This is a genomic window from Klebsiella sp. 141251 (assembly GCF_050600725.1).
Taxonomy (GTDB): Bacteria; Pseudomonadota; Gammaproteobacteria; order Enterobacterales; family Enterobacteriaceae; genus Klebsiella; species Klebsiella aerogenes.
The window spans coordinates 99,512-124,473 of sequence record NZ_JAQIRG010000007.1 but is presented as its reverse complement, the minus strand read 5'-3'; the positions used below and the strand labels follow the sequence as shown (position 1 = coordinate 124,473).

Here is a 24,962-nt window from a genome sequence, read left to right as displayed (position 1 = left end):
ACTACACTGGCGGCAGGAGGAACCATGACCCTGTCTTTTACTACTCACTGGCGCGATCGGCTGCCGGGTTTTTACACATCGCTGGCGCCCACGCCGCTGGATAACGCGCGTCTCATCTGGCGCAACACCGCTTTAGCGCAAACGCTGGGCGTCCCGGAGACGTTATTTAAACCGCAACATGGGGCGGGCGTCTGGGGCGGCGAAGCGTTGCTGCCGGGAATGTCGCCGCTGGCGCAGGTCTATAGCGGCCATCAGTTCGGCGCCTGGGCCGGCCAGCTTGGCGATGGACGCGGCATTTTGCTTGGCGAGCAGCAGTTGCCGAATGGTCAACGTTTTGACTGGCATCTTAAAGGCGCGGGTTTGACGCCCTATTCGAGAATGGGCGATGGCCGGGCGGTATTGCGCTCGACTATCCGCGAAAGCCTTGCCAGTGAAGCAATGCATGCGCTGGGCATTCCCACTACCCGCGCGCTGGCGATGGTGACCAGCGACACGCCGGTTTACCGCGAACGCGAAGAACGCGGCACGATGCTGATGCGCATCGCCGAAAGCCACGTACGCTTTGGCCATTTCGAACATTTTTATTATCGTCGCGAAGCGGAAAAAGTGCAGCAGCTGGCAGATTATGTGATTGACCACCACTGGCCGCAGCTGCAGCAGGAGGCGGATAAGTATATTCTCTGGTTCCGTGACGTTGTCACGCGCACCGCGGAGATGATAGCCAGTTGGCAGACCGTTGGCTTTGCCCACGGGGTGATGAATACCGATAATATGTCGATTCTTGGCCTGACCATGGATTATGGTCCGTATGGTTTCCTCGATGATTTCCAGCCCGGGTTTATCTGTAACCACTCTGATTACCAGGGGCGCTACAGCTTTGATAACCAACCGGCGGTAGGGTTGTGGAACCTGCAGCGTCTGGCCCAGTCGCTCTCGCCGTTTATCAGCGCCGACTCGCTGAACGCGGTGCTGGATGACTATCAGCATGCCTTATTGACCGCCTACGGCCGCCGCATGCGCGACAAACTCGGCTTCTATACTCAGCAAACCGGCGATAACACACTGCTTGATGGACTGTTCAGCCTGATGGAGCGTGAAGGGAGTGACTACACCCGTACCTTCCGGATGCTGAGCCAAAGCGAGCAGCACAGCGCGGCATCGCCGCTGCGCGATGAATTTATCGACCGCGCGGCGTTTGATAGCTGGTTTGCCGACTACCGGGCGCGGCTGCGCGATGAACAGATCGACGATAGCGAACGCCAGCAGCGGATGCAGGGCGTCAACCCGGCGGTGGTGCTACGTAACTGGCTGGCGCAGCGGGCGATAGAACAGGCCGAAGCTGGCGATATGCGCGAGCTGGAACGTCTGCATGAAGCCCTCGCGCAGCCGTTCGCCGATCGTACTGATGATTACGCCAGCCGCCCGCCTGATTGGGGAAAACATCTGGAAGTGAGCTGCTCCAGCTAACCGTAAAGCCTCGCCATCGCGCGGGGTTTTATTTGGTCAAAATTAGCTTACCGGCGTGGGTCTGGCGCAGCAGATAGCGCTGGCCGTCATGTTCGATCACCACGCGTCCTTCCGGGCCTAACAGCGTCCGGCTGCTGATTTGGCGATCGCTGGCAATAGGATAGGGAGCATTGTCTTTTGTTTTCTCTGCTGTGGCAGTGTTATCCATACGCGTCATAGCACCAAAATAAAAATAAAAGAAACAATGATAATCATTATCAGTAATGTTAATTTTCACGGCAAGCCTTTTTTGTCGTGGCTTACCATTTCAGGTAGCTATTGCGCAGAGGATGAACGGCGAGCGGTGAAAACCCGCCGCGAGCGCGGCGGGGGAAGGGATTACAACCGTGTAGCGGTGGCTGCAGCTAGTTCAGCGAGCATTTTTTCGCTATCTTCCCAGCTCAGGCACGGGTCGGTAATCGACTGGCCCCAGGTCAGCGGCTGACCTGGGATCACTTTTTGCGTTCCTTCGGCGAGGAAGCTCTCCGCCATGATCCCGGCAATGGCGGTGGATCCATCGCGGATCTGCTGGCAGATATTGGCGCACACTTCCAACTGACGGCGATGCTGCTTCTGACAATTGCCGTGGCTGAAGTCGACGACCAGTTGCTCAGGGAGATCGAATTCCCGTAGCGCTTCACCGGCGGCGGCGATATCCGCTGCATGATAATTCGGCCGTTTACCGCCGCGCATAATGATATGGCCGTACGGGTTACCGCTGGTCTGGTAGATGGTCATCTGGCCCTGTTTATCCGGCGACAGGAACATATGGCTGGCGCGCGAGGCGCGTATCGCGTCGACCGCGATGCGGGTGTTGCCATCGGTACCGTTTTTAAAACCAACCGGGCAGGAGAGCGCCGAGGCCATCTCGCGGTGAATTTGGCTTTCGGTGGTGCGCGCGCCGATGGCGCCCCAGCTAATCAGATCGGCAATAAACTGCCCGGTCACCATATCCAGAAATTCGGTGGCGGTGGGGATACCCAGCTCGTTGACCTGCAGCAGCAGACGACGCGCCAGTTCAATGCCGTGGTTGACCCGGTAGCTGCCGTTGAGGTCAGGGTCGGAAATGAGTCCTTTCCAGCCCACGACGGTGCGCGGTTTTTCGAAATAGGTGCGCATGACAATTTCCAGCTGCGGCTGGTAACGTTCGCGCATGCCCTGCAGGCGGCGCGCATATTCCAGCGCCGCTTCGGGGTCGTGAATGGAGCAGGGGCCGATAATCACCAGCAGGCGGCGGTCTTCGCCGTTGAGGATCTTTTCAATCCGCCGGCGGGAAGCGGAGACGTGGGCGGCAACCTCGGCCGACACGGGATGGCGCTGCGCCAGTTCCGCGGGCGTTACCAGGCTTTCAATGCGCGCGGTACGCAATTCGTCTGTTTTATTCATTGGGGTCTCAAAAATCTGTTTCTTCCGCGGCGAAAATGCCGGGAAGTGATGCGCATCACGATAAACCAATCCCTGCTTATTGCAAGAGCAGGGCATGATCCTGTATAGGCCACGAGCGATAGCATAAACAAATTTTCAATAATGTACTAGTGTATTAGTACATTCTGCGATTCAGCCCCATGATATCCATGATTTTGGTGGCAATTTCCTCTACCGAATAGTTGGTACTGTTAAGGCAGGGGATCTTGTTTTTGCGATATAGCGCTTCGACTTCAGTTACTTCCATGCGGCATTGGCGCAATGAGGCGTAGCGGCTGTTTTCCCGGCGCTCTTCGCGGATTGCCGCCAGGCGCTCCGGGTTAATCGTCAGGCCGAACATCTTGTGCTGCAGCGGCTTTAACGAGGCCGGGAGAACCAGATTGTCCATATCGTCGGCGATAAAAGGGTAGTTAGCTGCGCGAATACCATACTGCATGGCCAGGTACAGGCTGGTCGGTGTTTTACCGCAGCGCGAAACGCCGAGCAGGATCACCTGCGCCTGATCGAGATTACGCAGCGAAATGCCGTCGTCATGGGCGAGCGTGTAATCGATGGCGGCGATACGCGCATCATATTTAATCAGGTTACCGGGATTCAGGCCGTGGGTGCGGTGAGCCACCGGCGTGGGATCCAGATGTAATTCTTGCTGCAGCGGGGCTACCAGCGCCTGCACGATATCCTGACAAAAACCCTCGCTTTGCAAAATTATGTCGCGAATTTCGGGGATAACGATGGAATAGAAGACCAGCGGACGGATGCCGGTTTGTTGAAAAATGGCATCGATTTGCTCTTTTACCGCCCGGGCGCGACTGACATTTTCGACGAACGGCAATGTCACGCTACTGATGGCCACCGGGAATTGCGACATTACCGCATGGCCTAAAACTTCCGCCGTAATAGCGGTACCGTCAGAAATATAAAATACGTGGCGATCTACAGCACTGTCCATTTTGACCATCCGGTATAATTATCTAAAAGCAGAGTAAATTTAAGCACAGAGCTTTAACCTTTGTCTCACTTAAAAAAATGAAACGCTATTTTTGTTTTTAATGAAATGGCAGGTTCAGTTTCTGTTTTTGCACACTATTTGTATCAAATATCAATAGAATCCATTTTAATCATATAGTTAGGGAATTCCGGAAAACAATCCTAAAAACAGAAAATTAATTTGCTTGAACGATTCACCGTTTTTTTCAGCGGCATAAATATGTCAGGATGAATACCGTAGTCGATCGTGTGTTTTCTATAATTTGTATTAAATCACAAAAGGATTGTCTCGATGTCCAACAATGGCTCGTCACCGCTGGTGCTTTGGTATAACCAACTCGGCATGAATGATGTAGACAGAGTTGGGGGCAAAAATGCCTCCCTTGGTGAAATGATTACTAACCTGTCCGGTATGGGTGTCTCCGTGCCAAACGGGTTCGCCACCACCGCTGATGCTTTCGATCAGTTCCTGGACCAAAGCGGCGTTAACCAGCGCATTTATGCACTGCTGGATGAAACCGACATTGACGACGTTTCCGCATTAGCGAAAGCGGGCGCGCAGATCCGTCAGTGGATCATCGACACCCCCTTCCAGAGCGAACTGGAAAACGCGATTCGCGAAGCTTATGACCTGCTGTCCGCCGATGACGCCGAGGCCTCGTTTGCCGTGCGTTCTTCGGCGACGGCGGAAGATATGCCGGATGCCTCCTTCGCCGGCCAACAAGAGACATTCCTCAACGTGCAGGGCTTTGACGCCGTGCTCGTTGCCGTGAAGCACGTATTTGCTTCACTGTTTAACGATCGCGCGATCTCCTATCGCGTGCATCAGGGTTATGATCACCGCGGCGTGGCGCTATCCGCCGGGGTGCAGAGGATGGTGCGCTCCGACCTGGCCTCCTCCGGCGTGATGTTCTCCATCGATACCGAGTCCGGTTTCGACCAGGTGGTGTTTATCACCTCGGCGTGGGGGCTTGGCGAGATGGTGGTGCAGGGCGCGGTGAACCCGGACGAATTTTACGTTCACAAACCGACCCTGGCGGCTAACCGCCCGGCTATCGTGCGCCGTACCATGGGGTCGAAAAAAATCCGCATGGTGTACGCGCCGACTCAGGAACACGGCAAGCAGGTGCGGATTGAAGATGTGCCCCAGGCGCAGCGCGATGTTTTCTCGTTAACCAACGAGGAAGTGGAAGAGCTGGCGAAGCAGGCGGTGCAGATCGAGAAGCATTACGGCCGTCCGATGGATATCGAGTGGGCGAAAGATGGCCACACCGGTAAGTTGTTTATCGTCCAGGCGCGCCCGGAAACAGTCCGTTCACGCGGTCAGGTGATGGAGCGTTATACCTTGCATGCCCAGGGGCAGATCATCGCCGAAGGGCGAGCCATCGGCCACCGCATCGGCGCCGGCCCGGTTAAGGTTATTCACGATATCAGTGAGATGAACCGCATTGAGCCCGGCGACGTGCTGGTCACCGACATGACCGACCCGGATTGGGAACCGATCATGAAGAAAGCCTCGGCGATCGTCACCAACCGCGGCGGACGTACCTGTCACGCGGCGATTATCGCCCGTGAGCTGGGGATCCCGGCGGTGGTCGGCTGCGGCGATGCGACCGACCGTATCCAGGAAAACCAGAATGTCACCGTTTCCTGTGCCGAAGGCGACACTGGCTACGTCTACGCAGAGTTACTGGACTTCAGCGTGAAGAGCTCCAGCGTCGGCGAGATGCCAAACCTGCCGCTGAAGGTGATGATGAACGTCGGCAACCCGGATCGCGCCTTTGACTTCGCCTGCCTGCCGAATGAAGGCGTGGGGCTGGCGCGTCTGGAATTTATCATTAACCGCATGATTGGCGTTCACCCGCGCGCGCTGCTGGAGTTTGACGACCAGGAACCGGGCCTGCAGAACGAAATCCGCGAGTTGATGAAAGGCTACGACTCACCGAGAGAGTTCTACGTTGGCCGCCTGACCGAAGGGATCGCTACCCTTGGCGCCGCCTTCTACCCGAAACGGGTGATCGTGCGTTTGTCCGACTTTAAATCTAACGAATACGCCAACCTGGTGGGCGGCGAGCGTTACGAGCCGGAAGAAGAGAACCCGATGCTTGGCTTCCGCGGCGCCGGACGCTACGTTTCAGAAAGCTTCCGCGATTGCTTCGCGCTGGAGTGTGAAGCGATGAAACGCGTGCGTAACGACATGGGGCTGACCAACGTGGAAGTGATGGTGCCGTTCGTACGTACCGTCGCGCAGGCGAAAGCGGTGGTCGAAGAGCTGGAGCGTCAGGGGCTCAAGCGCGGCGAAAACGGGCTGAAGATCATCATGATGTGTGAAATCCCGTCGAACGCGCTTCTGGCGGAGCAGTTCCTCGAGTACTTCGATGGCTTCTCGATCGGTTCGAACGATATGACGCAGCTGGCGCTGGGCCTTGACCGCGACTCCGGCGTCGTGTCTGAGCTGTTTGATGAACGCAACGACGCGGTGAAAGCGCTGCTGTCGATGGCCATCCGCGCGGCGAAAAAACAGGGCAAATACGTGGGCATCTGCGGCCAGGGTCCGTCCGACCACGAAGACTTTGCCGCCTGGCTGATGGAAGAGGGGATCGATAGCCTGTCCCTGAACCCGGATACCGTGGTGCAAACCTGGTTAGGTCTGGCTGAACTGAATAAATAAGTTCAACGCGGCTAGCACAATCCCTGGCAGAGATGCCGGGGATTTTTTTTGCCTTCAGCAACGTTTCGCTATTTGATTTTGACGTAAAAAAAAGCCCATCGTGGGAGATGGGCAAAGACTACACACAGCAATTCGTTGTTTCACTCAGGGGATTTCCATGCTTATAAATCAATATCTTGATCTATAACCGTGGGCTAATAGTAGGCATCAGGGCTGTTGGCGTCGATCGGATTCTTCTCAATAGTTAAATCAGTGTGAAGAATATGAGAGGTAAATATCGAGCTGGAACATGAATATGCCGGAAGTGGCGAGGGATTGATAAATTTAGCTTAAGTTTAAGGCGGGTTTCCCCGCCTTTCTGTTACTTTTCGCTTTTGTTATGGCTGGCATTAAGCTCGGCGAGCTCCGCCAGAACCAGATCGGGGTCCAGCGGCGGCGGCGGTACTTCTTGCACCCAGGCGTCGTAAAGACGCCAGGAGACGGCCAGCAACACCGGGCCGATAAACAGGCCAATCATGCCGAAGGCGATCAGGCCGCCGATAACGCCGGAGAGGATCAGAATCATCGGCAGGTCGGCGCCCATGCGAATCAGCACCGGGCGAATCACGTTATCCATCGTACCCACCACGCAGCTCCACACCAGCAGCACCGTGCCCCAGGTCGTATCGCCGGTCCAGTACAGCCAGATAATTGAAGGGACCAGCACGATAAGCGGCCCCAGCTGTACCAGACAGGTGAAAATCATCACCACGGTCAACAGCGCGGCGTAAGGCACGCCGCTTATCGCCAGCCCGATACCGCCGAGCACCGCCTGCGCCAGCGCGGTGACAACCACGCCCAGCGCCACGGCGCGAACCGCCTGTCCGGCAAGGACCACCGCAGCATCGCCACGCTTTGAGGCCAGACGGGTAGCGAAGTAGCGGAAACCATAAGCGACGCGTTCGCCGCGCCAGTAAAGCAGAGCGCTGAACAACAGCATCAGTCCGCAGTAAACCAGCAGTTTACCAATGTGCGCCGCCTGGCCGACAAACCAGGTGGTGGTGGCGCCGATATAAGGGCGAACCTTAGCCATAATCGCCGCGCCGCCCATCTCCAGCAGGCTATGCCAGGCGGAATAGAGTTTATCGCCGATCAGCGGAATCGAGTTCAGCCAGGCGAAATCCGGCAGCGTTACCTGGCCGGTGCTGACGATTTTGATCAGCGGGGCGCTATTATCGACCAGGCTATTCACCAGTAAGGCGATAGGAATAACGAACAGTAAAAACAGCAGCAGCGTCATCACCAGCACCGCCAGCGAGCGCTTGCCAAACAGCAGCTTTTGCAGACGCAGCAGCACCGGCCAGGTGGCGATGACCACGGTGCCGGCCCAGGCAAAAGAGAGAATAAATGGTTGCACAACCCACAGGCAGGAAATAATTATCAGGGACAAAAACAGCACCGACAGCAGAATTTGCGGTATGTCCCGGGGCTGATGTTGGTTAATCATAGAGAAAATTTACCTTTCCAGTCGCGTCTCAATGCTGACGCAGCGTAATTCCATGTACAGATAATAATATCAATAATTTCGCGCGCCTGATTTTGCCCGTAAATCTCGTGGGCGGATATGAAAAAAATGTGATAAAAAGTTGAGTGCGCCACGCAAACGTTTAATTTGCGCATTATTACATCATCTAAACACAACATATTCAGGCAGGGTCAAGCGTCATGATCCCACAGATTTCTCAAGCGCCGGGCGTCGTTCAACTGGTGCTGAATTTTTTGCAGGTACTGGAGCAACAAGGATTCACCGGCGATACCGCCACCAGCTATGCCGACCGGCTCACCATGGCGACCGATAACAGCGTCTATCAGCTGTTGCCGGACGCCATTCTGTTTCCCCGTTCCACCGCGGACGTCGCTTTACTGGCGCGGCTGGCGGCGGAACCGCGCTTTCAATCGCTGATTTTTACCCCACGCGGCGGCGGTACCGGCACCAATGGTCAAGCGCTGAATGCGGGGATCATCGTCGATATGTCGCGCTATATGAACCGTATTATCGAAATCAATCCTGAAGAGGGGTGGGTGCGGGTCGAAGCCGGGGTAATCAAAGACCAGCTCAACCAGTTTCTTAAGCCCTACGGCTACTTCTTCGCGCCGGAACTGTCGACCAGTAACCGCGCGACGCTCGGCGGAATGATCAATACCGATGCTTCCGGACAGGGTTCATTGGTTTACGGTAAAACCTCCGATCATGTGCTTGGGGTGCGATCGGTACTGATGGGCGGCGATATCCTTGATACCTTGCCTATTCCCGCCGCGCTGGCGGAAACGCTGGGGCGAGAGCAGTCAGCGATTGGCCGCATCTATCGTACCGTCTATCAGCGCTGTAAAGCGCAGCGTCAGCTGATCATCGATAAATTCCCGAAATTGAACCGCTTCCTGACCGGCTACGATCTGCGTCATGTCTTTAATGATGAGATGAGCGAGTTCGACCTGACGCGCATTCTGACCGGCTCCGAAGGCACGCTGGCATTTATCACCGAAGCGCGGCTCGATATTACGCGTCTGCCGAAAGTGCGCCGCTTGGTCAACGTCAAGTATGACTCCTTTGATTCGGCGCTGCGTAACGCGCCCTTTATGGTTGAAGCGAAGGCGCTGTCGGTGGAGACCGTCGACTCGAAGGTGCTTAATCTGGCCCGCGAAGATATCGTCTGGCACTCGGTAAGCGAACTGATCGCCGATGTGCCGGATAAAGAGATGCTGGGTCTCAATATCGTTGAGTTTGCCGGGGATGATGCTGAATTAATCGACGGCCAGGTAACCACCCTGTGTCAGCGTCTTGATGAACTCATGTCGCAGGGCGCCGCGGGAGTCATTGGCTGGCAGGTCTGTCATGAACTGGATGGCGTTGAGCGCATCTATGCCATGCGTAAAAAGGCGGTTGGGCTGCTGGGCAACGCCAAAGGCGCCGCTAAACCGATTCCTTTTGCTGAAGATACCTGCGTGCCGCCGGAGCATCTGGCGGATTACATCACCGAGTTTCGTGCTTTACTCGACGGGCATGGCCTGAGCTACGGCATGTTTGGACACGTCGACGCCGGGGTGCTGCACGTTCGTCCGGCGTTGGATATGTGCGACCCGCAGCAGGAGGTGCTGATGAAGCAGATCTCCGATGAGGTGGTGGCGCTGACGGCCAAATATGGCGGCCTGCTGTGGGGCGAACATGGTAAAGGGTTCCGCGCCGAGTACAGTCCAGCCTTTTTTGGCGAGGAGTTATATAGCGAACTGCGTAAAGTGAAAGCGGCATTTGATCCGGACAACCGATTGAATCCGGGGAAAATTTGCCCACCGGAAGGCGTCGATGCGCCGATGATGAAAGTCGATGCGGTGAAGCGCGGCACCTACGATCGTCAAATTCCCATTGCCGTGCGTAGCGCCTGGCGTGGCGCGATGGAGTGTAACGGTAACGGTCTGTGCTTTAACTTCGATGTAAAAAGCCCGATGTGTCCGTCAATGAAGGTCAGTAATCAGCGCATTCATTCGCCGAAAGGCCGCGCGACGCTGGTGCGTGAATGGTTACGTCTGCTGGCCGACCGCGGGATAGACCCGAACAAACTGGAGCAAGAACTTCCGGAAAAAGGTGTGAGCCTGCGCGCCCTGATCGAGCGTACCCGCAATAGCTGGCATGCGCGTAAAGGCGAATATGATTTCTCGCATGAAGTGAAAGAGGCGATGTCCGGCTGCCTGGCCTGTAAGGCCTGTTCAACCCAGTGCCCGATTAAGATCGACGTGCCGGAATTCCGCTCCCGCTTCCTGCAGCTGTATCACAGCCGCTACCTGCGCCCGGTACGCGATCATCTGGTGGCGACGGTCGAATCGTACGCGCCGCTGATGGCCCAGGCGCCGAAAACATTCAACTTCTTTATCAATCAGCCGTGGATGCGCAAGCTGTCGGAAAAACACATCGGCATGGTCGATCTGCCGCTGCTCTCCGTACCGTCGCTCAAGCAGCAGCTGGCAGGCCATCGCTCCGCCAATACCACGCTTGAGGATCTGGAAGCAATGAGCGTCGAACAGCGTGCGAAGAGAGTGCTGGTGGTGCAGGATCCGTTTACCAGCTACTACGAAGCGCAGGTGGTGGCTGACTTTGTCCGCCTGATTGAAAAAGTCGGCTATCAGCCGGTACTGTTGCCGTTCTCACCGAACGGTAAAGCGCAGCATATCAAGGGGTTCCTGACGCGCTTCGCGCGCACGGCGCAGAAAACCGCTGATTTCCTCAACCGCGTAGCGCAGCTGGATATACCGATGGTTGGCGTCGACCCGGCGCTGGTGCTTTGCTATCGCGATGAATATAACCAGACGCTGGGCGAGAAACGCGGCGATTTTCGCGTGATGCTGGTGCATGAATGGCTGACCGAGGCGATAGCGCCTTCAGCCGGGCGGGACAACAGCGGCGAACCCTGGTACCTGTTTGGCCATTGCACCGAAGTGACGGCGCTACCGGCCGCGCCCAAACAGTGGGCAGAGATCTTTGCCCGTTGCGGGGCGAAAATGGAGTACATCAGTACGGGTTGCTGCGGCATGGCTGGCACCTACGGCCACGAAGTGAAAAACCACGCCAACTCGCTGGCGATTTACGCGCTTTCCTGGCAGCAGGCGATGGCGCGTTTACCGCGCGGTCGCTGTCTGGCCACCGGCTATTCCTGCCGAAGCCAGGTGAAGCGTATCGAAGGTAGCGGGGTACGTCACCCGCTGCAGGCTCTGCTGGAGATTATGGGATGATTTGGAAACGTCAGGCTTCGCTGCCGCAGCTTAACGCGATGGGCGAGGGAAACATGGTTGGCCTGTTGGATATTCACTTTGTGTCCATCAGCGATAACGCGATTGAAGCGACGATGCCGGTGGATCACCGTACACATCAGCCTTTTGGTCTGCTACACGGCGGCGCATCGGTGGTTCTGGCTGAAACCCTTGGCTCGGTCGCGGGCTATCTGTGTACCGAAGGAGAACAAAAAGTGGTCGGCCTGGAAGTCAATGCCAACCATATTCGTTCGGTGCGCAGCGGGCGGGTGCGAGGGGTTTGTACCGCGTTGCATGTTGGGTCTCGCCATCAGGTGTGGCAAATCGATATCACCGATGAGCAGGGGCGACTGTGCTGCTCCTCACGACTGACCACCGCCGTGGTGTAACGGTCGCCACATTATTTTAAGGGGATGCGCTTGCATCCCCTTCTTGTTATTGCGTTTCGTCCTTGATGACCTCGCTGGCGCCGTTTTTCTGCACCGAGGCGATACCCTTTTTAGCCGCATCTTTCGACGAGTACATCTCGCTGGTGGCGATGGTCTCATGGTTGTCAGCCTTCAGCAGAAAATACCACGGCTGCGAGACACTCTTTTCAGACTTTTTCAGTACGTAATATCCCATTTCTCACTCCTTCGGCGTTAACGAGCACTGAATAATCTGTAGACCATGGCTAACGGCACGGCAAGCAATCATTTAATAAATATATATTTGTTAAATCATTCGTTGTAATTATGCTACTATTTTAATTACGAATTACATTCACGGTAACAAAGAGGACGGAGTTAACCATGGGTATCATTTCCTGGATCATTTTTGGTTTGATCGCTGGTATTTTGGCTAAGTGGATTATGCCGGGCAAAGACGGCGGTGGATTTATTGTCACCGTGATCCTCGGTATTATCGGTGCGGTAGTCGGTGGCTGGATCAGTACGTTATTCGGCTTTGGCAAAGTTGACGGTTTTAACTTCGGTAGCTTTGTCGTGGCGGTAATTGGCGCACTTGTGGTGCTGTTTATCTACCGTAAAGTGAAGAGCTAATACGCCGAGCGCCTATTCACTCTGAGACAGCAAACCGCCGTGAATCACGGCGGTTTTTTTTGTGCTCATGATAGCCGCAAGCAAACAAAAAAAGCCCGCTGGATACCCGCGGGCGAACCCATTTTGGCAAATTTTTCGGATGCTTCCTTACAAAGGGCGTAAACACCGTTTTGCCGGATGTTAAGGCGCAGCCCGACCGCTTCCCGGCTGGAGAAGCGGCTGGGAAATTTTATGCCCAATTCAGCGGTAAAATAAGCTAACAAAAACGGTAGGGGAAGGGGGGAATGGTTACTCCAGTAACACGCTCATCACCAGCAGCACTACCATGCACATCGACATAATACTGATATCAATCATCCTGTAAGACACAAGCTCCCGTAAATAATAGCCCAGCGTTGCTCCGGCAAGTATTCATCAACGACGTCAATTGTACATGAGTAAACGCAGACTTAACCAACCCTGCTTTTAAGAATTAACTCACTTCATCACAAAATTGAATCGTTCTGCAAAGAAGGCTTGCTATTAATTGCCAGCAGCGTCGATTGGCGCTTTGGGGAAAATCTGTAGTCGGGCTTCGGATGTGTAAAATGGAATCAGCAGAAAAGCTAAACCTGCACCACCGGTTGCATACTGCACTGCCAGATCGGCGCTGCGGGTGATAAATATTTGATGACCTCCCCAACTACAAGCCACGCTCATATCCGGCGTACAGTTTTTCCATTTGCTCAGTAACTCGCCACTTTTTGTCAGGTATAAGTACTTCTTGTCCGAACCCGATGGCGGCGCCGCGGATTCGGCTAACAGGATGAACGTTTGAGTGCTTACTACTTTCCCTTGTCCGTCTAACGATGAGGCCTGTAGCGTTGCGGTAGGGTAGTTGAAGCGTAATTCAACGGTTGCGGCATTTTTATCACTGACGTAAAAAACCTGCGTTAAATTATCCGCGCCCCAATACTTTCCGCCGCTGGATTGAAGCGGTTTGATCTTAAATCGATATACGTTCTGCGTGCGTATATCCTGGCGCTGGGAGTATTCGGCATTGTATTGCGCGCTTTGCGGCGCGTTAACCGAGCAGCCGGTAAGTAACCCCATTAATATTAATGCTGAAAATTTGCGCATGCCTTCCCCGTCCATCATTCATCTATTGCCGCCGGTTGATTATGCCCGTTAAGCCAAACGATAAAAAACGCAGAACGCTACCAAACTCGGTAGGTCGTTGCATCACGCGCCATCTGACATATAGTTAAAATAAGTGGCGGCACCTTGTTATTGCATCATGGAACAGAGAGGGAGATATGACAATTACGCTGTGCAAAGCTTGCGGTACCTCCTATGAATTTAGCGAAGTCCCTACACAACAACATTGCCCGATCTGCGAAGACGAGCGTCAATTTGTTCCTGTGGGCGGGCAGCAGTGGATTACGTTAAATAAGCTTAACGCATCGCATAACAATAAGTGGCAGCAGCATAACAGTGGGCTTTTTAGCATTCGCACCATCCCCAGTTTTGCCATTAACCAGCGTGCATTTCTGCTGCGTACGCCGCAGGGCAATATTCTGTGGGACTGCATCGCCAACCTCGATGAGGCGACAAAAACGCTGGTTTCCGCGCTGGGTGGGCTGAAAGCCATCGCTATCTCACATCCGCATTACTACAGTTGTATGCAGGATTGGGCGGCGGAGTTCAAGGCGCCAATCTATCTGCATGGGGATGACCGCCAGTGGGTCATGCGCGACAGCCCGTGGATTACCTTCTGGGAGGGAGATAGTCTGCAACTGATAGCCGATGCCAGTCTGATTCGCCTTGGTGGGCATTTTGCTGGTGGCTGCGTCCTGCACTGGGCGCAGGGCGACGGCCTGCTATTATCCGGCGATATAGTCCAGGTTGCGCCGGGAGCTAACGCCGTTTCTTTCATGTGGAGTTATCCCAATATGCTGCCGCTGCCGGCTGCCACGGTGAGTGATATCCTCCGACGTCTCGACGGGGTGAAGTTTAGTCAAATCTACGGCGCGTTTGAAGGGCGGGAAATTCTGGTTAATGCCCAAGAAATCGTACGTCAATCGGGGAAAAAGTATGTGGCATGTTTGGCCAGACATAGCGTCTAGTTATGCCGGGCTCTCTTTAGGACGAAAAAAAACTGAATCGGAAGTATTCTTGAACCAGTAATATGCCCGGCGAAAGTTCATGAGGAATTGGCCATGAATATTTCTGGTCTTAAGCGACACTTATTATTTTGTGTTAATGTTTCTGGTTTATTTACCACAAAAATGATAATCGATAGTCTGCTTTGTGCATTGCTTGTAGCGGTTTTTTACAATGAGGTTTATATCATGGTTTTCTTCGCCAGCGAGTCACTTACCGTGGTGCAATAAATATTCTATGGAAAGTCATTAAAGGCATGGCGAAGAGCGTCAGCGCGGGGGGCGTTTCTTGTTGTGTCTGTACGCCCCTGTGACGGGGCATGATTGAAAATTATAATAGAAAGTCTTTTGATAGAAGTAGGGAATAATATTTGAGTTATTAATATTTCTTTTTGAATGTGTTTTTTTGTTTTTTTCGATCCTTGATATAGGAGATGAAAACAGCAATAGCAAGTAACAAAAGAATTATCACAATAATAACGAAAAATAAATTTTCCATTTGAGATATCCTCAGGAATGAAGATCGGCGATTTTATTGTTATGGCGAAGAATCTACCTCTCTACCAGGAAAAATCCTAGTAAAAAATACGCGTCGGATAACAAAAAGTATAACCGAATGATGGTTCATAATAGAGGTGGCATTAAATTCCGAATTCCAGCGGCAGAAACGCTATTTTCTATAGCTAATTACTATTATTTCCCTTTGATGACATCCTGAAGGCACAAGCGTTCTCAATCCTGGCGCTGGCAAGGAAGCTGCCTGTGGCTACCACATAGACGGGCCTTTTGCCTATTCAATAAATAGGTATTTTCGATGCATCTTTCTTCATTGCCGCTTTATCTACGCGCTTATCCTAATAACTTATTATTTATCAATCTATTAATTGCAAAAAATGCGGCCTGATAACCTCTCGACCAGGGTCTATGCTTATAGAAAAGCGTAAAAAGGGGCGAAATGGCCGAATACCCCTGTTCCCGCAGGGTTGAAGTGATAATCATTATCACTAACATGAGGGTAGGGCCCGATAGCGGCAATCGATGAGGTAGAGCGATGGAATTACAGACAAGCACCTTTAATCCCGACGATTTTAACTGGCAGGGGCTGACGATGACCCCCGCGGCGGCGGCCCATATCCGCGAACTGATGCATAAACAGCCGGACAAGCAGGGGCTACGTCTGGGAATCAAAACCAGCGGCTGCGCCGGTTTTGGCTACGTGCTGGAGATGATTGCCGAACCGGCGGACGACGACCTGCTGTTTGAGCGCGACGGCGCGAAGCTGTTTGCGCCGCTGCAGGCGATGCCGTTTATTGATGGCACCGAACTGGATTATGTTCGCGAAGGCTTAAATGAAATATTCAAGTTTCATAACCCGAAAGCGCAGCACGAATGCGGCTGCGGCGAAAGCTTCGGGGTGCAGGCGGAGTAACTATGTCTCGAAATACTGAAGCAACTGACGATGTCAAAAGCTGGACCGGCGGCCCGCTCAACTATAAAGAAGGCTTCTTTACTCAGCTACAAACCGATGAGCTAGCCAAAGGCATTAACGAAGAGGTGGTTCGCGCGATTTCCGCGCGTCGTAATGAACCTGATTGGATGCTCGAATTTCGTCTCAACGCTTTTAAGGCGTGGCAGGAGATGGAAGAGCCGCACTGGCTGAAAGCGCATTACGATAAGCTCAATTATCAGGATTACAGCTACTACTCGGCGCCATCCTGCGGTAACTGCGATGATACCTGCGCCTCGGAACCCGGCGCGGTACAGCAAACCGGGACGAATACCTTCCTGACGAATGAAGTCGAGGAAGCCTTTAACCTGCTTGGCGTACCGGTGCGTGAAGGCAAAGAAGTGGCGGTGGACGCCATTTTCGACTCGGTATCTGTGGCGACCACCTACCGCGAGAAGCTGGCGGAGCAGGGGATCATCTTCTGCTCCTTTGGCGAAGCGATTCACGATCATCCGGAACTGGTGAAAAAGTACCTTGGTACCGTAGTGCCGTGCAACGACAACTTTTTCGCCGCGCTGAACGCCGCGGTCGCCTCTGATGGCACCTTTATCTACGTGCCGAAAGGCGTGCGCTGCCCGATGGAACTGTCGACCTATTTCCGTATTAACGCCGAGAAAACCGGCCAGTTTGAACGTACGATTCTGGTCGCCGACGAAGGTAGCTATGTGAGCTATATCGAAGGCTGCTCGGCGCCGGTACGCGACAGCTATCAGCTGCACGCGGCGGTGGTGGAAGTCATCATCCATAAAGATGCGGAAGTGAAGTACTCCACCGTGCAGAATTGGTTCCCCGGCGATAACAATACCGGCGGCATCCTTAACTTCGTCACCAAGCGCGCGCTGTGCGAAGGCGAAAACAGCAAGATGTCGTGGACCCAGTCGGAAACCGGTTCGGCCATTACCTGGAAATACCCGAGCTGCATTCTGCGCGGCGATAACTCGATCGGCGAATTCTTCTCGGTGGCGCTGACCAGCGGCCATCAGCAGGCGGATACCGGGACCAAAATGATTCATATCGGCAAGAACACCCGCTCGACCATTATCTCAAAAGGGATCTCCGCCGGACACAGCCAGAACAGCTATCGCGGGCTGGTCAAAATTATGCCGACCGCCACTAACGCCCGTAACTTCACCCAGTGCGATTCGATGCTGATCGGCCCGGACTGCGGGGCGCATACCTTCCCCTATGTCGAATGCCGCAATAACAGCGCCCAGCTGGAACACGAAGCCACCACCTCGCGTATTGGCGAAGATCAGCTGTTCTACTGTCTGCAGCGCGGTATTAGCGAAGATGATGCGATCTCGATGATCGTCAATGGATTCTGTAAAGACGTGTTCTCAGAATTGCCGCTGGAGTTCGCCGTCGAAGCGCAAAAATTGCTGGCTATTAGCCTTGAACATAGCGTCGGCTGATAATTAAGGAAAAAAGATGTTAAGTATTAAAGATTTGCAAGTCGCCGTAGAAGACAAAGAGATCCTGCGCGGGCTGAACCTTGAGGTGCGCCCCGGCGAAGTGCACGCGATCATGGGCCCTAACGGCTCAGGGAAAAGTACGCTCTCGGCGACGCTCGCCGGACGGGAAGATTACGAAGTCACCGGCGGCAGCGTCGAGTTTAAGGGCAAAAACCTGCTCGAACTCGCCCCGGAGGATCGCGCCGGGGAAGGCATTTTTATGGCTTTTCAGTACCCGGTGGAAATTCCCGGCGTCAGTAATCAATTTTTCCTGCAAACCGCGCTCAATGCGGTGCGCGGCTATCGCGGCCTGGAGGCGCTGGATCGTTTCGATTTCCAGGATTTAATGGAAGAGAAGATCAAACTGCTGAAGATGCCGGAAGATCTGCTAACTCGTTCGGTGAACGTCGGTTTCTCCGGCGGCGAGAAAAAACGCAACGATATTCTGCAAATGGCGGTGCTTGAGCCTGAGTTGTGTATCCTGGATGAATCGGATTCCGGGCTGGATATAGATGCCCTGAAGATTGTCTCGGAGGGGGTTAACTCGCTGCGCGACGGCAAACGCGCCTTTATTATCGTCACCCACTATCAGCGTATCCTCGATTACATCAAACCGGATTACGTCCACGTGCTGTATCAGGGGCGGATCGTCAAGTCAGGCGATTTTACTCTGGTCAAACAACTGGAGGAGCAGGGCTATGGCTGGCTTAGCGAACAGCAGTAACGCGTTGCAGCAGTGGCATCATCTGTTTGAAGCACAGGGCGAGGCGCGCACGCCGCAGGCCAATCAGCATCTGCAGCAGCTGTTGCGCCTGGGACTGCCGACGCGCAAACATGAAAACTGGAAATACACCCCGCTGGATACGCTGCTAAGCGGCACTTTTGTTGCAAGTCCGGCGACGCTCGGCGTGGCGCAGCGCGACGCGCTGGCGCTCAATCTCGACGCCTGGCGGATGGTGTTTGTCGATGGCCGCTTCAGCCCGGCGCTAAGTGACGATCTCGCCGCTAGCGGTTTTGACGTCAGTGTTGATAACCAGCGCCAGCATCTGCCGGAAGCGGTACAGCCGGAAGTGTTTCTGCATCTCACCGAAAGCCTGGCGCAGACGGTGACTCGCATCAGCGTGAAGCGTAACCAGCGCCCGGAAAAGCCGCTGCTGCTGATGCATATCACCAGCGGTCTGGCCGGCGACGAGCTTAATACCGCCCACTATCGTCATCATCTGGCGCTGGAGAGCGGGGCGCAGGCGACCATCATCGAACACTATACTAGCCTTGATGAGCAGCGGCATTTCACCGGCGGACGCCTGACCATGTCTGTCGCCGACAATGCCCATCTGCAGCATATCAAGCTGGCATTTGAAAATGGGCAAAGCTACCACTTCGCCCATAACGATCTGCTGCTTGGCCGCGATGCTTCGGCTTTCAGCAGCAGCTTCCTGCTGGGCGGCGCGGTGTTACGACACCATACCAGCACCCGTCTGGCTGGTGAAAACAGCAATCTGCGTATTAACTCGCTGGCGATGCCGGTGAAAAACGAGGTCTGCGACAGCCGCACCTGGCTCGATCACCGCGTTGGCTACTGCAACAGCCGTCAACTACACAAAACCATCGTCAGCGATAAGGGGCGGGCGGTGTTTAATGGCCTGATTAACGTCGCGAAACACGCGCTGAAAACCGATGGTCAGATGACCAATAACAATCTGTTGTTGGGAAGGCTGGCGGAAGTCGACACCAAACCACAGCTGGAAATTTACGCCGACGACGTCAAATGCAGCCACGGCGCTACCGTCGGGCGCATTGATGACGAACAGCTGTTTTATTTGCGCTCGCGTGGTATCGATCAACAGGCGGCGCAGCAGATGATCCTTTACGCCTTCGCCGCCGAGCTCACTGAAGCTATTAGCGATGATGCGCTGAAACAACAGGTGTTGGCGCGTATAGGCAAGCGCCTGCCGGGAGGAGATGCATGACATTTTCAGTGGAACGCCTGCGCGCCGATTTCCCGGTGTTGAGCCGCGAGGTTAACGGCCAACCATTGGTTTATCTCGATAGCGCCGCCAGCGCGCAGAAACCGGAAGCGGTGATTAACGCCGAAGCCGAGTTTTATCGCCACGGTTACGCTGCCGTCCATCGTGGTATCCATACCCTGAGCGCCGAAGCGACGGCGCGGATGGAGCAGGTACGCCAGCAGGCGGCCGCTTTCCTTAATGCCCGTTCGCCGGAAGAGCTGGTGTTCGTGCGCGGTACCACCGAAGGCATCAATCTGGTGGCCAATAGCTGGGGCGGGGCTAACGTCGGGGCTGGCGATAATATTATCGTCAGCGAGATGGAACACCACGCCAATATCGTGCCGTGGCAGATGCTCTGCGCCCGCGTCGGCGCCGAGCTAAGAGTGATCCCCCTCAACCAGGATGGCACCCTACAGCTCGACGTTATCCCCGGCCTGTTTGACAACCGTACCCGGCTGCTGGCGATAACCCAGGTGTCGAACGTACTGGGGACGGAAAACCCGCTATCGGCGCTGATCCCGCTGGCGCATCAGCATGGCGCGAAGGTGCTGGTGGATGGCGCGCAGGCGGTGATGCATCACCCGGTGGATGTGCAGGCGCTGGATTGTGATTTTTACGTCTTCTCGGCGCATAAGCTGTACGGGCCGACCGGTATCGGCGTGTTGTACGCCAAAGAAGCGTTGCTGCAGGAGATGCCGCCGTGGGAAGGCGGCGGGTCGATGATCGCCACCGTCAGCCTGAAAGAGGGTACCACCTGGGCGAAAGCGCCGTGGCGCTTTGAAGCCGGTACGCCGAATACCGGCGGAATTATTGGCCTCGGCGCGGCGCTGGACTATGTCAGCCAGATCGGACTTGAGCAGATTGGCGAATATGAGCAGACGCTGATGCGCTATGCTCTCGAGGAGCTGAAAAAGGTGCCGGATTTGACGCTGTACGGCCCGCAACATCGGTTGGGCGTCATCGCTTTTAACCTCGGGAAACATCATGCCTACGATGTCGGCAGTTTTCTCGATAACTACGGGATCGCGGTGCGCACCGGCCACCACTGCGCGATGCCGCTGATGGCGTTCTACCAGGTTCCGGCGATGTGCCGGGCATCGCTGGCGATGTACAATACGATGGAAGAGGTGGATCGGCTGGTGGCCGGGCTACAGCGGATCCACAAATTACTTGGTTAAAGGACGCGACTATGGCGGCATTACCAGACAAAGACAAATTGCTGCGCAACTTTACCCGCTGCGCCAACTGGGAAGAGAAGTATCTCTACATCATTGAACTCGGCCAGCGCCTGGCGCCGCTCAGCGCGGAAGAACACATCGCGCAGAACATTATTCAGGGCTGCCAAAGCCAGGTGTGGATCGTGATGGAGCAGGAGCCATCCGGCGTGATTACCCTTCGCGGCGATAGCGATGCGGCCATCGTCAAAGGGCTGATTGCGGTGGTCTTCATCCTTTACGACCGCATGACCGCGCAGGATATTAGCGAATTCGATGTGCGTCCGTGGTTTGAAAAAATGGCGCTGACCCAGCATCTTACCCCCTCCCGCTCGCAGGGCCTTGAAGCGATGATCCGCGCAATTCGCGCGAAAGCTGCAAATCTTAGCTAGAATAAACAGGTAGATTTCATTCTGTTACGTGCGACGAAGGCGAGTGCTTTCGTCGCCGCGCAGATCCTGGCGTTTTATCAGCGAAAGAAGGAATCTCAGTATGAAACGCGCCTCTCTCATCACGATGACCCTTCTCGCAGCTCTGAGCGCGCAGCACGGCGCCTGGGCTGTCGATTATCCACTTCCCCCTGCCAACAGCCGTTTGATTGGCCAAAACCAATACTGGACGGTACAGGAAGGGGATCGCAACCTGCAGGCTATCGCCCGCCACTTCGACACGGCGGCGATGCTGATTCTTGAAGCCAACGATACGATTGCGCCGGTGCAGCCGAAGCCGGGCACCCGGGTCTTAATCCCATCGCAGATGCTGCTGCCGGATGTGCCGCGTGAAGGCATTGTCGTCAACCTGGCCGAGCTGCGGCTGTACTATTTCCCGCCGGGGCAAAATCAGGTGCAGGTCTATCCCCTCGGCATTGGCCAGTTGGGGCTGGAAACGCCGGAGATGACTACCCGCGTCGGGCAGAAAATCCCTAACCCGACCTGGACGCCAACTGCCGGTATTCGCGCGCGCTCGCTGGAGAAGGGCATTAAGCTGCCGCCGGTGATCCCCGCCGGGCCTAATAATCCATTAGGCCGTTACGCCCTGCGGTTGGCCTACGGTAACGGCGAATATCTGATCCACGGTACCAACGCCCCTGATAGCGTCGGGCTACGGGTGAGCTCCGGCTGTATGCGGATGAATGCCGATGACATTAAGGCGCTGTTCAGCCAGGTGCGCGCCGGGACGCCGGTGCGGATTATCAATCAGCCGGTGAAGTTCGCGGTAGAACCCGATGGTAAACGCTACGTAGAGGTCCACAGGCCGCTTTCGCAAACCGAAGGGGAAAATACCCGGACAATCTCTTACTCGCTTCCTGCCGCGTTTCAGGCCTTTTCTGACGATAAAGCGGTGGATGATCTGCAGCTGAAAAAAGCGCTGTCGCGAAGAGCGGGATATCCGGTGGTGGTTTCGGAAGGGGCAGGCAGCGCGACGACGGAGCTGTCGGCGCAGAATAGCCAGCACAACGACGCTAAGCTGACGCAGTAGGGTAAAACGACAGGCAAAAAAAATGGCGCACAATGTGCGCCATTTTTATTACCAGAACTCTTACTTACGGTAAGAGTGAGCCTGGTTGTCCAGACGCTGGTTAGCGCGAGCTGCGTCGTCTTTAGCAGCCTGAACGTCAGAACGCATTGCGTTCACGTCGTTGCTCAGCTGGTCAACTTTAGCGTTCAGAGTCTGAACGTCAGAAGACAGCTGATCGATTTTAGCATTGCTGGAGCAACCAGCCAGCAGAGTAGAACCCAGGATTACCGCGCCCAGTACCAGTTTAGTACGATTCATTATTAATACCCTCTAGATTGAGTTAATCTCCATGTAGCGTTACAAGTATTACACAAACTTTTTTGGGATGAGAATATTTTTTTTATCCGAATGCACTTATTTTTGATCGTTCGCTCAAAGAAGCATCGAATTCGTCGATCTGGTTTAAAAAGCGCTGTGAAAACAGAAGGCTTCCATCGGATTCATCTTAGATAATCTCTTATTAAATAGTAAAATCCGATTTGCATTTTTATTAAGAACAGCTAGGGAATGAATAAAAAAAAGCGCCCCAGAGGGACGCTTTAAAAAAAGATAAAATAACCTGTAAATTATTACAGCACGTGCACGGAGGCTGTGTTAGTGGTGCCGCTTGGAACCAGCGCGCCGGAAACCATCACAACCACGTCGCCTTTACGCGCCAGGCCGCTCTGCAGCGCCAGCTCTTTACCCAGGTGGTAGAAATCATCAGTAGAGGCGATCTCTTTCACCAGCTGCGGTACCACGCCTTTGCTGAGAACTAACTGACGAGCGGTGGTTTCGTTGGTGGTCAACGCAAGGATAGTGGCGTCCGGGAAGTATTTACGCACTGCGCGCGCAGATTTACCGCCCTGGGTGGCGACGACGATCAGCGGCGCTTCCAGTTTCTCAGCGGTTTCAACGGCGCCGCGGCAAACCGCTTCGGTAATGCGCAGTTTACGGTTGTCGTTGTTGTAATCCAGACGGCTGGTCATCACGCGGTCGGTACGCTCGCAGATGGTCGCCATAATGGTAACGGCTTCCAGCGGGTATTTACCTTTCGCGGATTCGCCGGACAGCATAACGGCATCGGTGCCGTCGAGGATGGCGTTAGCGACGTCGCCTGCTTCAGCGCGGGTCGGGCGCGGGTTTTTGATCATGGAATCCAGCATCTGGGTCGCGGTGATAACGACTTTGCGCGCGCGGATACATTTTTCGATGATCATCTTCTGCGCGAAGATAACTTCTTCAACCGGGATTTCAACGCCCATATCGCCGCGAGCAACCATGATGCCGTCAGAAGCTTCGAGGATTTCGTCGAAGTTGTTCAGACCTTCCTGGTTTTCGATTTTGGAGATGATCTGGATGTTTTCGCCGCCGTGCGCCTTCAGGTGCTCGCGGATTTCAACGACGTCAGAACGTTTACGGATAAAGGAAGCCGCAACGAAATCAACGCCTTGCTCACAACCGAAGATCAGGTCCTGCTTGTCTTTGTCAGCCAGCGCCGGCAGAGCGATGGAAACGCCCGGCAGGTTAACGCCTTTGTTCTCGCCGAGGTCGCCGTTGTTCAGCACTTTACAGATAACTTTGTTACCTTCGATAGCGGTCACTTCCATGCCGATCAGACCATCGTCGACCAGCACGGTGTTGCCGACGCTCAGGTCGGTGGTGAAGCCTTCGTAGGTCACCGCAACGATTTCATTGTTGCCGACCACGGACTTGTCAGTGGTAAAGGTAAAGGTCTGGCCCGCTTTCAGGGAGACGTCGTTGCCGCCTTCCAGCTTAATGGTGCGGATTTCCGGCCCTTTGGTATCCAGCAGGATTGCGGCTTTCTTACCGGTTTTGTTCATCACATTGCGCAGGTTCTGGATGCGCTGACCGTGTTCCGCATAGTCGCCGTGAGAGAAGTTCAGACGCATGACGTTCATGCCCGCGTCCAGCATTTTGGTCAACATCTCTTCGGATTCGGTTTTCGGACCGATGGTGCAAACAATTTTGGTCTTTTTCATGACAGTCTTAGTCTTTAAGTTGTGAAGGATATGGAAATCTCGCTCCGGGGGCGCACTGCCGCGGAGTCAAACCTGTGTTACGAAAGTTGCAATGCCACGCTCTAAGGATAGGTGACAACAAAAGAGCGTGCAGAAGAATGTGTGCTGGCGGTTCAGCCCATGAAAAGTGGCAATGTTTTGTACGTTTTTTTGTGCAGTCCAATGCGCTGAAACCATTCAAGAAAGAATCGAGGCGCATTATACGCTGCCGAAACCAAAAAGGAAAATAAAAACGGCGTTTCATTTTTAGTGTGATTAATGTAACAAAATTCACACGATTTGCTCGCGAACCTGCAACACACTTTTGCCGCAGCGGATCAGATTAAACGGCGTTTTATCATATTTACTAACCGATTAAAGGCAGTAAAACGCCTCATTGAACGAAAAAAATAGCGCAGTTTGCTTTATTATAAAATCGTATCAATAATGAATTGATTGATAATGATAATTTAAGAGTCTTAATAATGGGAAATAAAGCGAAAGACGACGAGCTCTATCAGGAAATGTGCCGCGTAGTGGGTAAGGTGGTATTGGAAATGCGCGATCTTGGCCAGCAGCCAAAACATATTGTTATTGCCGGTGTTGTACGCACCGCGCTGGCAAATAGCAAAATTGAACGTTCCGCGCTAACCCGCGAGGCGATGGAAAGGGTGATTCATGCGTTATCGGGGCACTAATCGCCGCGCCCCGACA

The 24,962-nt window shown here is 54.2% G+C and carries 24 protein-coding genes, 1 other RNA gene and 1 pseudogene; 15 read left to right on the top strand and 11 right to left on the bottom strand.

What is annotated here, in order from left to right:
* Positions 1 to 24: 24 nt before the first annotated feature.
* On the top strand, positions 25 to 1,467 hold the full coding sequence (gene selO / locus PGR09_RS16860; RefSeq protein ID WP_430916330.1) for a protein adenylyltransferase SelO: 1,443 nt from the start codon (positions 25 to 27) through the stop codon (positions 1,465 to 1,467).
* Positions 1,468 to 1,495: 28 nt separating this feature from the next.
* Here selO and hemP read toward each other — a convergent pair whose 3' ends face one another.
* The 3 genes from hemP to ppsR form a co-directional block, all read right to left on the bottom strand.
* Positions 1,496 to 1,675, bottom strand: coding sequence for a hemin uptake protein HemP (hemP, locus tag PGR09_RS16855; RefSeq protein ID WP_161799839.1), 180 nt, complete (start codon positions 1,673 to 1,675; stop codon positions 1,496 to 1,498).
* Positions 1,676 to 1,845: 170 nt separating this feature from the next.
* Positions 1,846 to 2,892 carry a 3-deoxy-7-phosphoheptulonate synthase AroH gene (gene aroH / locus PGR09_RS16850; RefSeq protein ID WP_047078818.1) on the bottom strand — a complete coding sequence of 349 codons (1,047 nt, stop codon included), beginning with the start codon at positions 2,890 to 2,892 and terminating at the stop codon, positions 1,846 to 1,848.
* Positions 2,893 to 3,046: 154 nt separating this feature from the next.
* A complete protein-coding gene (ppsR, locus tag PGR09_RS16845) occupies positions 3,047 to 3,880 on the bottom strand; it encodes a posphoenolpyruvate synthetase regulatory kinase/phosphorylase PpsR (protein ID WP_015367027.1) in 834 nt (277 codons plus the stop codon).
* A 330-nt stretch (positions 3,881 to 4,210) separates the two neighbouring features.
* On the opposite strand from ppsR, the gene ppsA reads away from it, so the two are divergent.
* Positions 4,211 to 6,589, top strand: coding sequence for a phosphoenolpyruvate synthase (gene ppsA, locus PGR09_RS16840; RefSeq protein WP_015367026.1), 2,379 nt, complete (start codon positions 4,211 to 4,213; stop codon positions 6,587 to 6,589).
* An 83-nt stretch (positions 6,590 to 6,672) separates the two neighbouring features.
* On the opposite strand, the gene rprA is transcribed toward ppsA, so the two are convergent.
* Together rprA and ydiK are read right to left on the bottom strand one after the other, a co-directional pair.
* Positions 6,673 to 6,780, bottom strand: an RNA gene (rprA, locus tag PGR09_RS16835) — antisense sRNA RprA.
* Positions 6,781 to 6,950: 170 nt separating this feature from the next.
* Positions 6,951 to 8,075: an AI-2E family transporter YdiK gene (gene ydiK / locus PGR09_RS16830; RefSeq protein WP_015367025.1), complete on the bottom strand. Its 1,125-nt coding sequence runs from the start codon at positions 8,073 to 8,075 to the stop codon at positions 6,951 to 6,953.
* A 218-nt stretch (positions 8,076 to 8,293) separates the two neighbouring features.
* Between ydiK and ydiJ the strand changes: the two genes are divergently transcribed.
* Positions 8,294 to 11,350, top strand: coding sequence for a D-2-hydroxyglutarate dehydrogenase YdiJ (gene ydiJ, locus PGR09_RS16825; RefSeq protein WP_045396078.1), 3,057 nt, complete (start codon positions 8,294 to 8,296; stop codon positions 11,348 to 11,350).
* On the top strand, positions 11,347 to 11,757 hold the full coding sequence (gene menI, locus PGR09_RS16820) for a 1,4-dihydroxy-2-naphthoyl-CoA hydrolase (RefSeq protein WP_045396082.1): 411 nt from the start codon (positions 11,347 to 11,349) through the stop codon (positions 11,755 to 11,757). Before ydiJ ends, menI begins: the two co-directional genes overlap by 4 nt.
* A gap of 46 nt (positions 11,758 to 11,803) precedes the next feature.
* On the opposite strand, the gene PGR09_RS16815 is transcribed toward menI, so the two are convergent.
* A complete protein-coding gene (locus PGR09_RS16815) occupies positions 11,804 to 11,992 on the bottom strand; it encodes a YegP family protein (RefSeq protein ID WP_045396087.1) in 189 nt (62 codons plus the stop codon).
* A gap of 167 nt (positions 11,993 to 12,159) precedes the next feature.
* Here PGR09_RS16815 and PGR09_RS16810 point away from each other — a divergent pair, with 167 nt between their 5' ends.
* Positions 12,160 to 12,408, top strand: coding sequence for a GlsB/YeaQ/YmgE family stress response membrane protein (locus PGR09_RS16810; protein ID WP_020079088.1), 249 nt, complete (start codon positions 12,160 to 12,162; stop codon positions 12,406 to 12,408).
* A gap of 522 nt (positions 12,409 to 12,930) precedes the next feature.
* Here the strand turns inward: PGR09_RS16810 and PGR09_RS16805 are convergent.
* Positions 12,931 to 13,527: a hypothetical protein gene (locus tag PGR09_RS16805; RefSeq protein ID WP_047046943.1), complete on the bottom strand. Its 597-nt coding sequence runs from the start codon at positions 13,525 to 13,527 to the stop codon at positions 12,931 to 12,933.
* A gap of 176 nt (positions 13,528 to 13,703) precedes the next feature.
* Between PGR09_RS16805 and PGR09_RS16800 the strand changes: the two genes are divergently transcribed.
* Positions 13,704 to 14,513 carry an MBL fold metallo-hydrolase gene (locus PGR09_RS16800; protein WP_315710105.1) on the top strand — a complete coding sequence of 270 codons (810 nt, stop codon included), beginning with the start codon at positions 13,704 to 13,706 and terminating at the stop codon, positions 14,511 to 14,513.
* A 415-nt stretch (positions 14,514 to 14,928) separates the two neighbouring features.
* On the opposite strand, the gene PGR09_RS16795 is transcribed toward PGR09_RS16800, so the two are convergent.
* The gene (locus tag PGR09_RS16795; protein WP_141097063.1) at positions 14,929 to 15,048 is read right to left on the bottom strand and encodes a small membrane protein; all 120 of its coding nucleotides are present in this window, start codon (positions 15,046 to 15,048) and stop codon (positions 14,929 to 14,931) included.
* A gap of 552 nt (positions 15,049 to 15,600) precedes the next feature.
* Between PGR09_RS16795 and sufA the strand changes: the two genes are divergently transcribed.
* The 7 genes from sufA to ldtE all read left to right on the top strand — a co-directional run bounded on the left by sufA (position 15,601) and on the right by ldtE (position 22,209).
* Positions 15,601 to 15,978 carry a Fe-S cluster assembly scaffold SufA gene (gene sufA / locus PGR09_RS16790; protein ID WP_045396094.1) on the top strand — a complete coding sequence of 126 codons (378 nt, stop codon included), beginning with the start codon at positions 15,601 to 15,603 and terminating at the stop codon, positions 15,976 to 15,978.
* Between the two features lie 2 nt (positions 15,979 to 15,980).
* Positions 15,981 to 17,468, top strand: a complete 1,488-nt coding sequence (gene sufB / locus PGR09_RS16785; RefSeq protein WP_430916329.1) for a Fe-S cluster assembly protein SufB — start codon at positions 15,981 to 15,983, stop codon at positions 17,466 to 17,468.
* Positions 17,469 to 17,484: 16 nt separating this feature from the next.
* Positions 17,485 to 18,231, top strand: coding sequence for a Fe-S cluster assembly ATPase SufC (gene sufC / locus PGR09_RS16780; RefSeq protein WP_045396098.1), 747 nt, complete (start codon positions 17,485 to 17,487; stop codon positions 18,229 to 18,231).
* On the top strand, positions 18,206 to 19,477 hold the full coding sequence (gene sufD, locus PGR09_RS16775; RefSeq protein ID WP_045396101.1) for a Fe-S cluster assembly protein SufD: 1,272 nt from the start codon (positions 18,206 to 18,208) through the stop codon (positions 19,475 to 19,477). Before sufC ends, sufD begins: the two co-directional genes overlap by 26 nt.
* The gene (gene sufS, locus PGR09_RS16770; RefSeq protein ID WP_430916328.1) at positions 19,474 to 20,694 is read left to right on the top strand and encodes a cysteine desulfurase SufS; all 1,221 of its coding nucleotides are present in this window, start codon (positions 19,474 to 19,476) and stop codon (positions 20,692 to 20,694) included. The genes sufD and sufS overlap by 4 nt, the downstream gene beginning before the upstream one ends.
* An 11-nt stretch (positions 20,695 to 20,705) precedes the next feature.
* A complete protein-coding gene (gene sufE, locus PGR09_RS16765; protein ID WP_047046681.1) occupies positions 20,706 to 21,122 on the top strand; it encodes a cysteine desulfuration protein SufE in 417 nt (138 codons plus the stop codon).
* A 100-nt stretch (positions 21,123 to 21,222) separates the two neighbouring features.
* A complete protein-coding gene (gene ldtE, locus PGR09_RS16760) occupies positions 21,223 to 22,209 on the top strand; it encodes a L,D-transpeptidase LdtE (RefSeq protein ID WP_047046679.1) in 987 nt (328 codons plus the stop codon).
* Positions 22,210 to 22,269: 60 nt separating this feature from the next.
* Here ldtE and PGR09_RS16755 read toward each other — a convergent pair whose 3' ends face one another.
* The 3 genes and pseudogenes from PGR09_RS16755 to PGR09_RS16745 form a co-directional block, all read right to left on the bottom strand.
* Positions 22,270 to 22,506 (bottom strand): major outer membrane lipoprotein, encoded by a 237-nt coding sequence (locus PGR09_RS16755; RefSeq protein ID WP_002908860.1) that lies wholly within the window; start codon positions 22,504 to 22,506, stop codon positions 22,270 to 22,272.
* A gap of 311 nt (positions 22,507 to 22,817) precedes the next feature.
* The gene (gene pykF / locus PGR09_RS16750) at positions 22,818 to 24,230 is read right to left on the bottom strand and encodes a pyruvate kinase PykF (RefSeq protein WP_045396113.1); all 1,413 of its coding nucleotides are present in this window, start codon (positions 24,228 to 24,230) and stop codon (positions 22,818 to 22,820) included.
* Between the two features lie 7 nt (positions 24,231 to 24,237).
* Positions 24,238 to 24,372: pseudogene (locus PGR09_RS16745) on the bottom strand (hypothetical protein); the annotation flags it as partial.
* On the opposite strand from PGR09_RS16745, the gene PGR09_RS16740 reads away from it, so the two are divergent.
* Together PGR09_RS16740 and fumD are read left to right on the top strand one after the other, a co-directional pair.
* The gene (locus PGR09_RS16740) at positions 24,368 to 24,499 is read left to right on the top strand and encodes a hypothetical protein (RefSeq protein WP_161801916.1); all 132 of its coding nucleotides are present in this window, start codon (positions 24,368 to 24,370) and stop codon (positions 24,497 to 24,499) included. The pseudogene PGR09_RS16745 and the gene PGR09_RS16740 overlap by 5 nt on opposite strands.
* A gap of 234 nt (positions 24,500 to 24,733) precedes the next feature.
* Positions 24,734 to 24,946 (top strand): fumarate hydratase FumD, encoded by a 213-nt coding sequence (gene fumD, locus PGR09_RS16735; RefSeq protein WP_045396115.1) that lies wholly within the window; start codon positions 24,734 to 24,736, stop codon positions 24,944 to 24,946.
* Positions 24,947 to 24,962 lie beyond the last annotated feature (16 nt).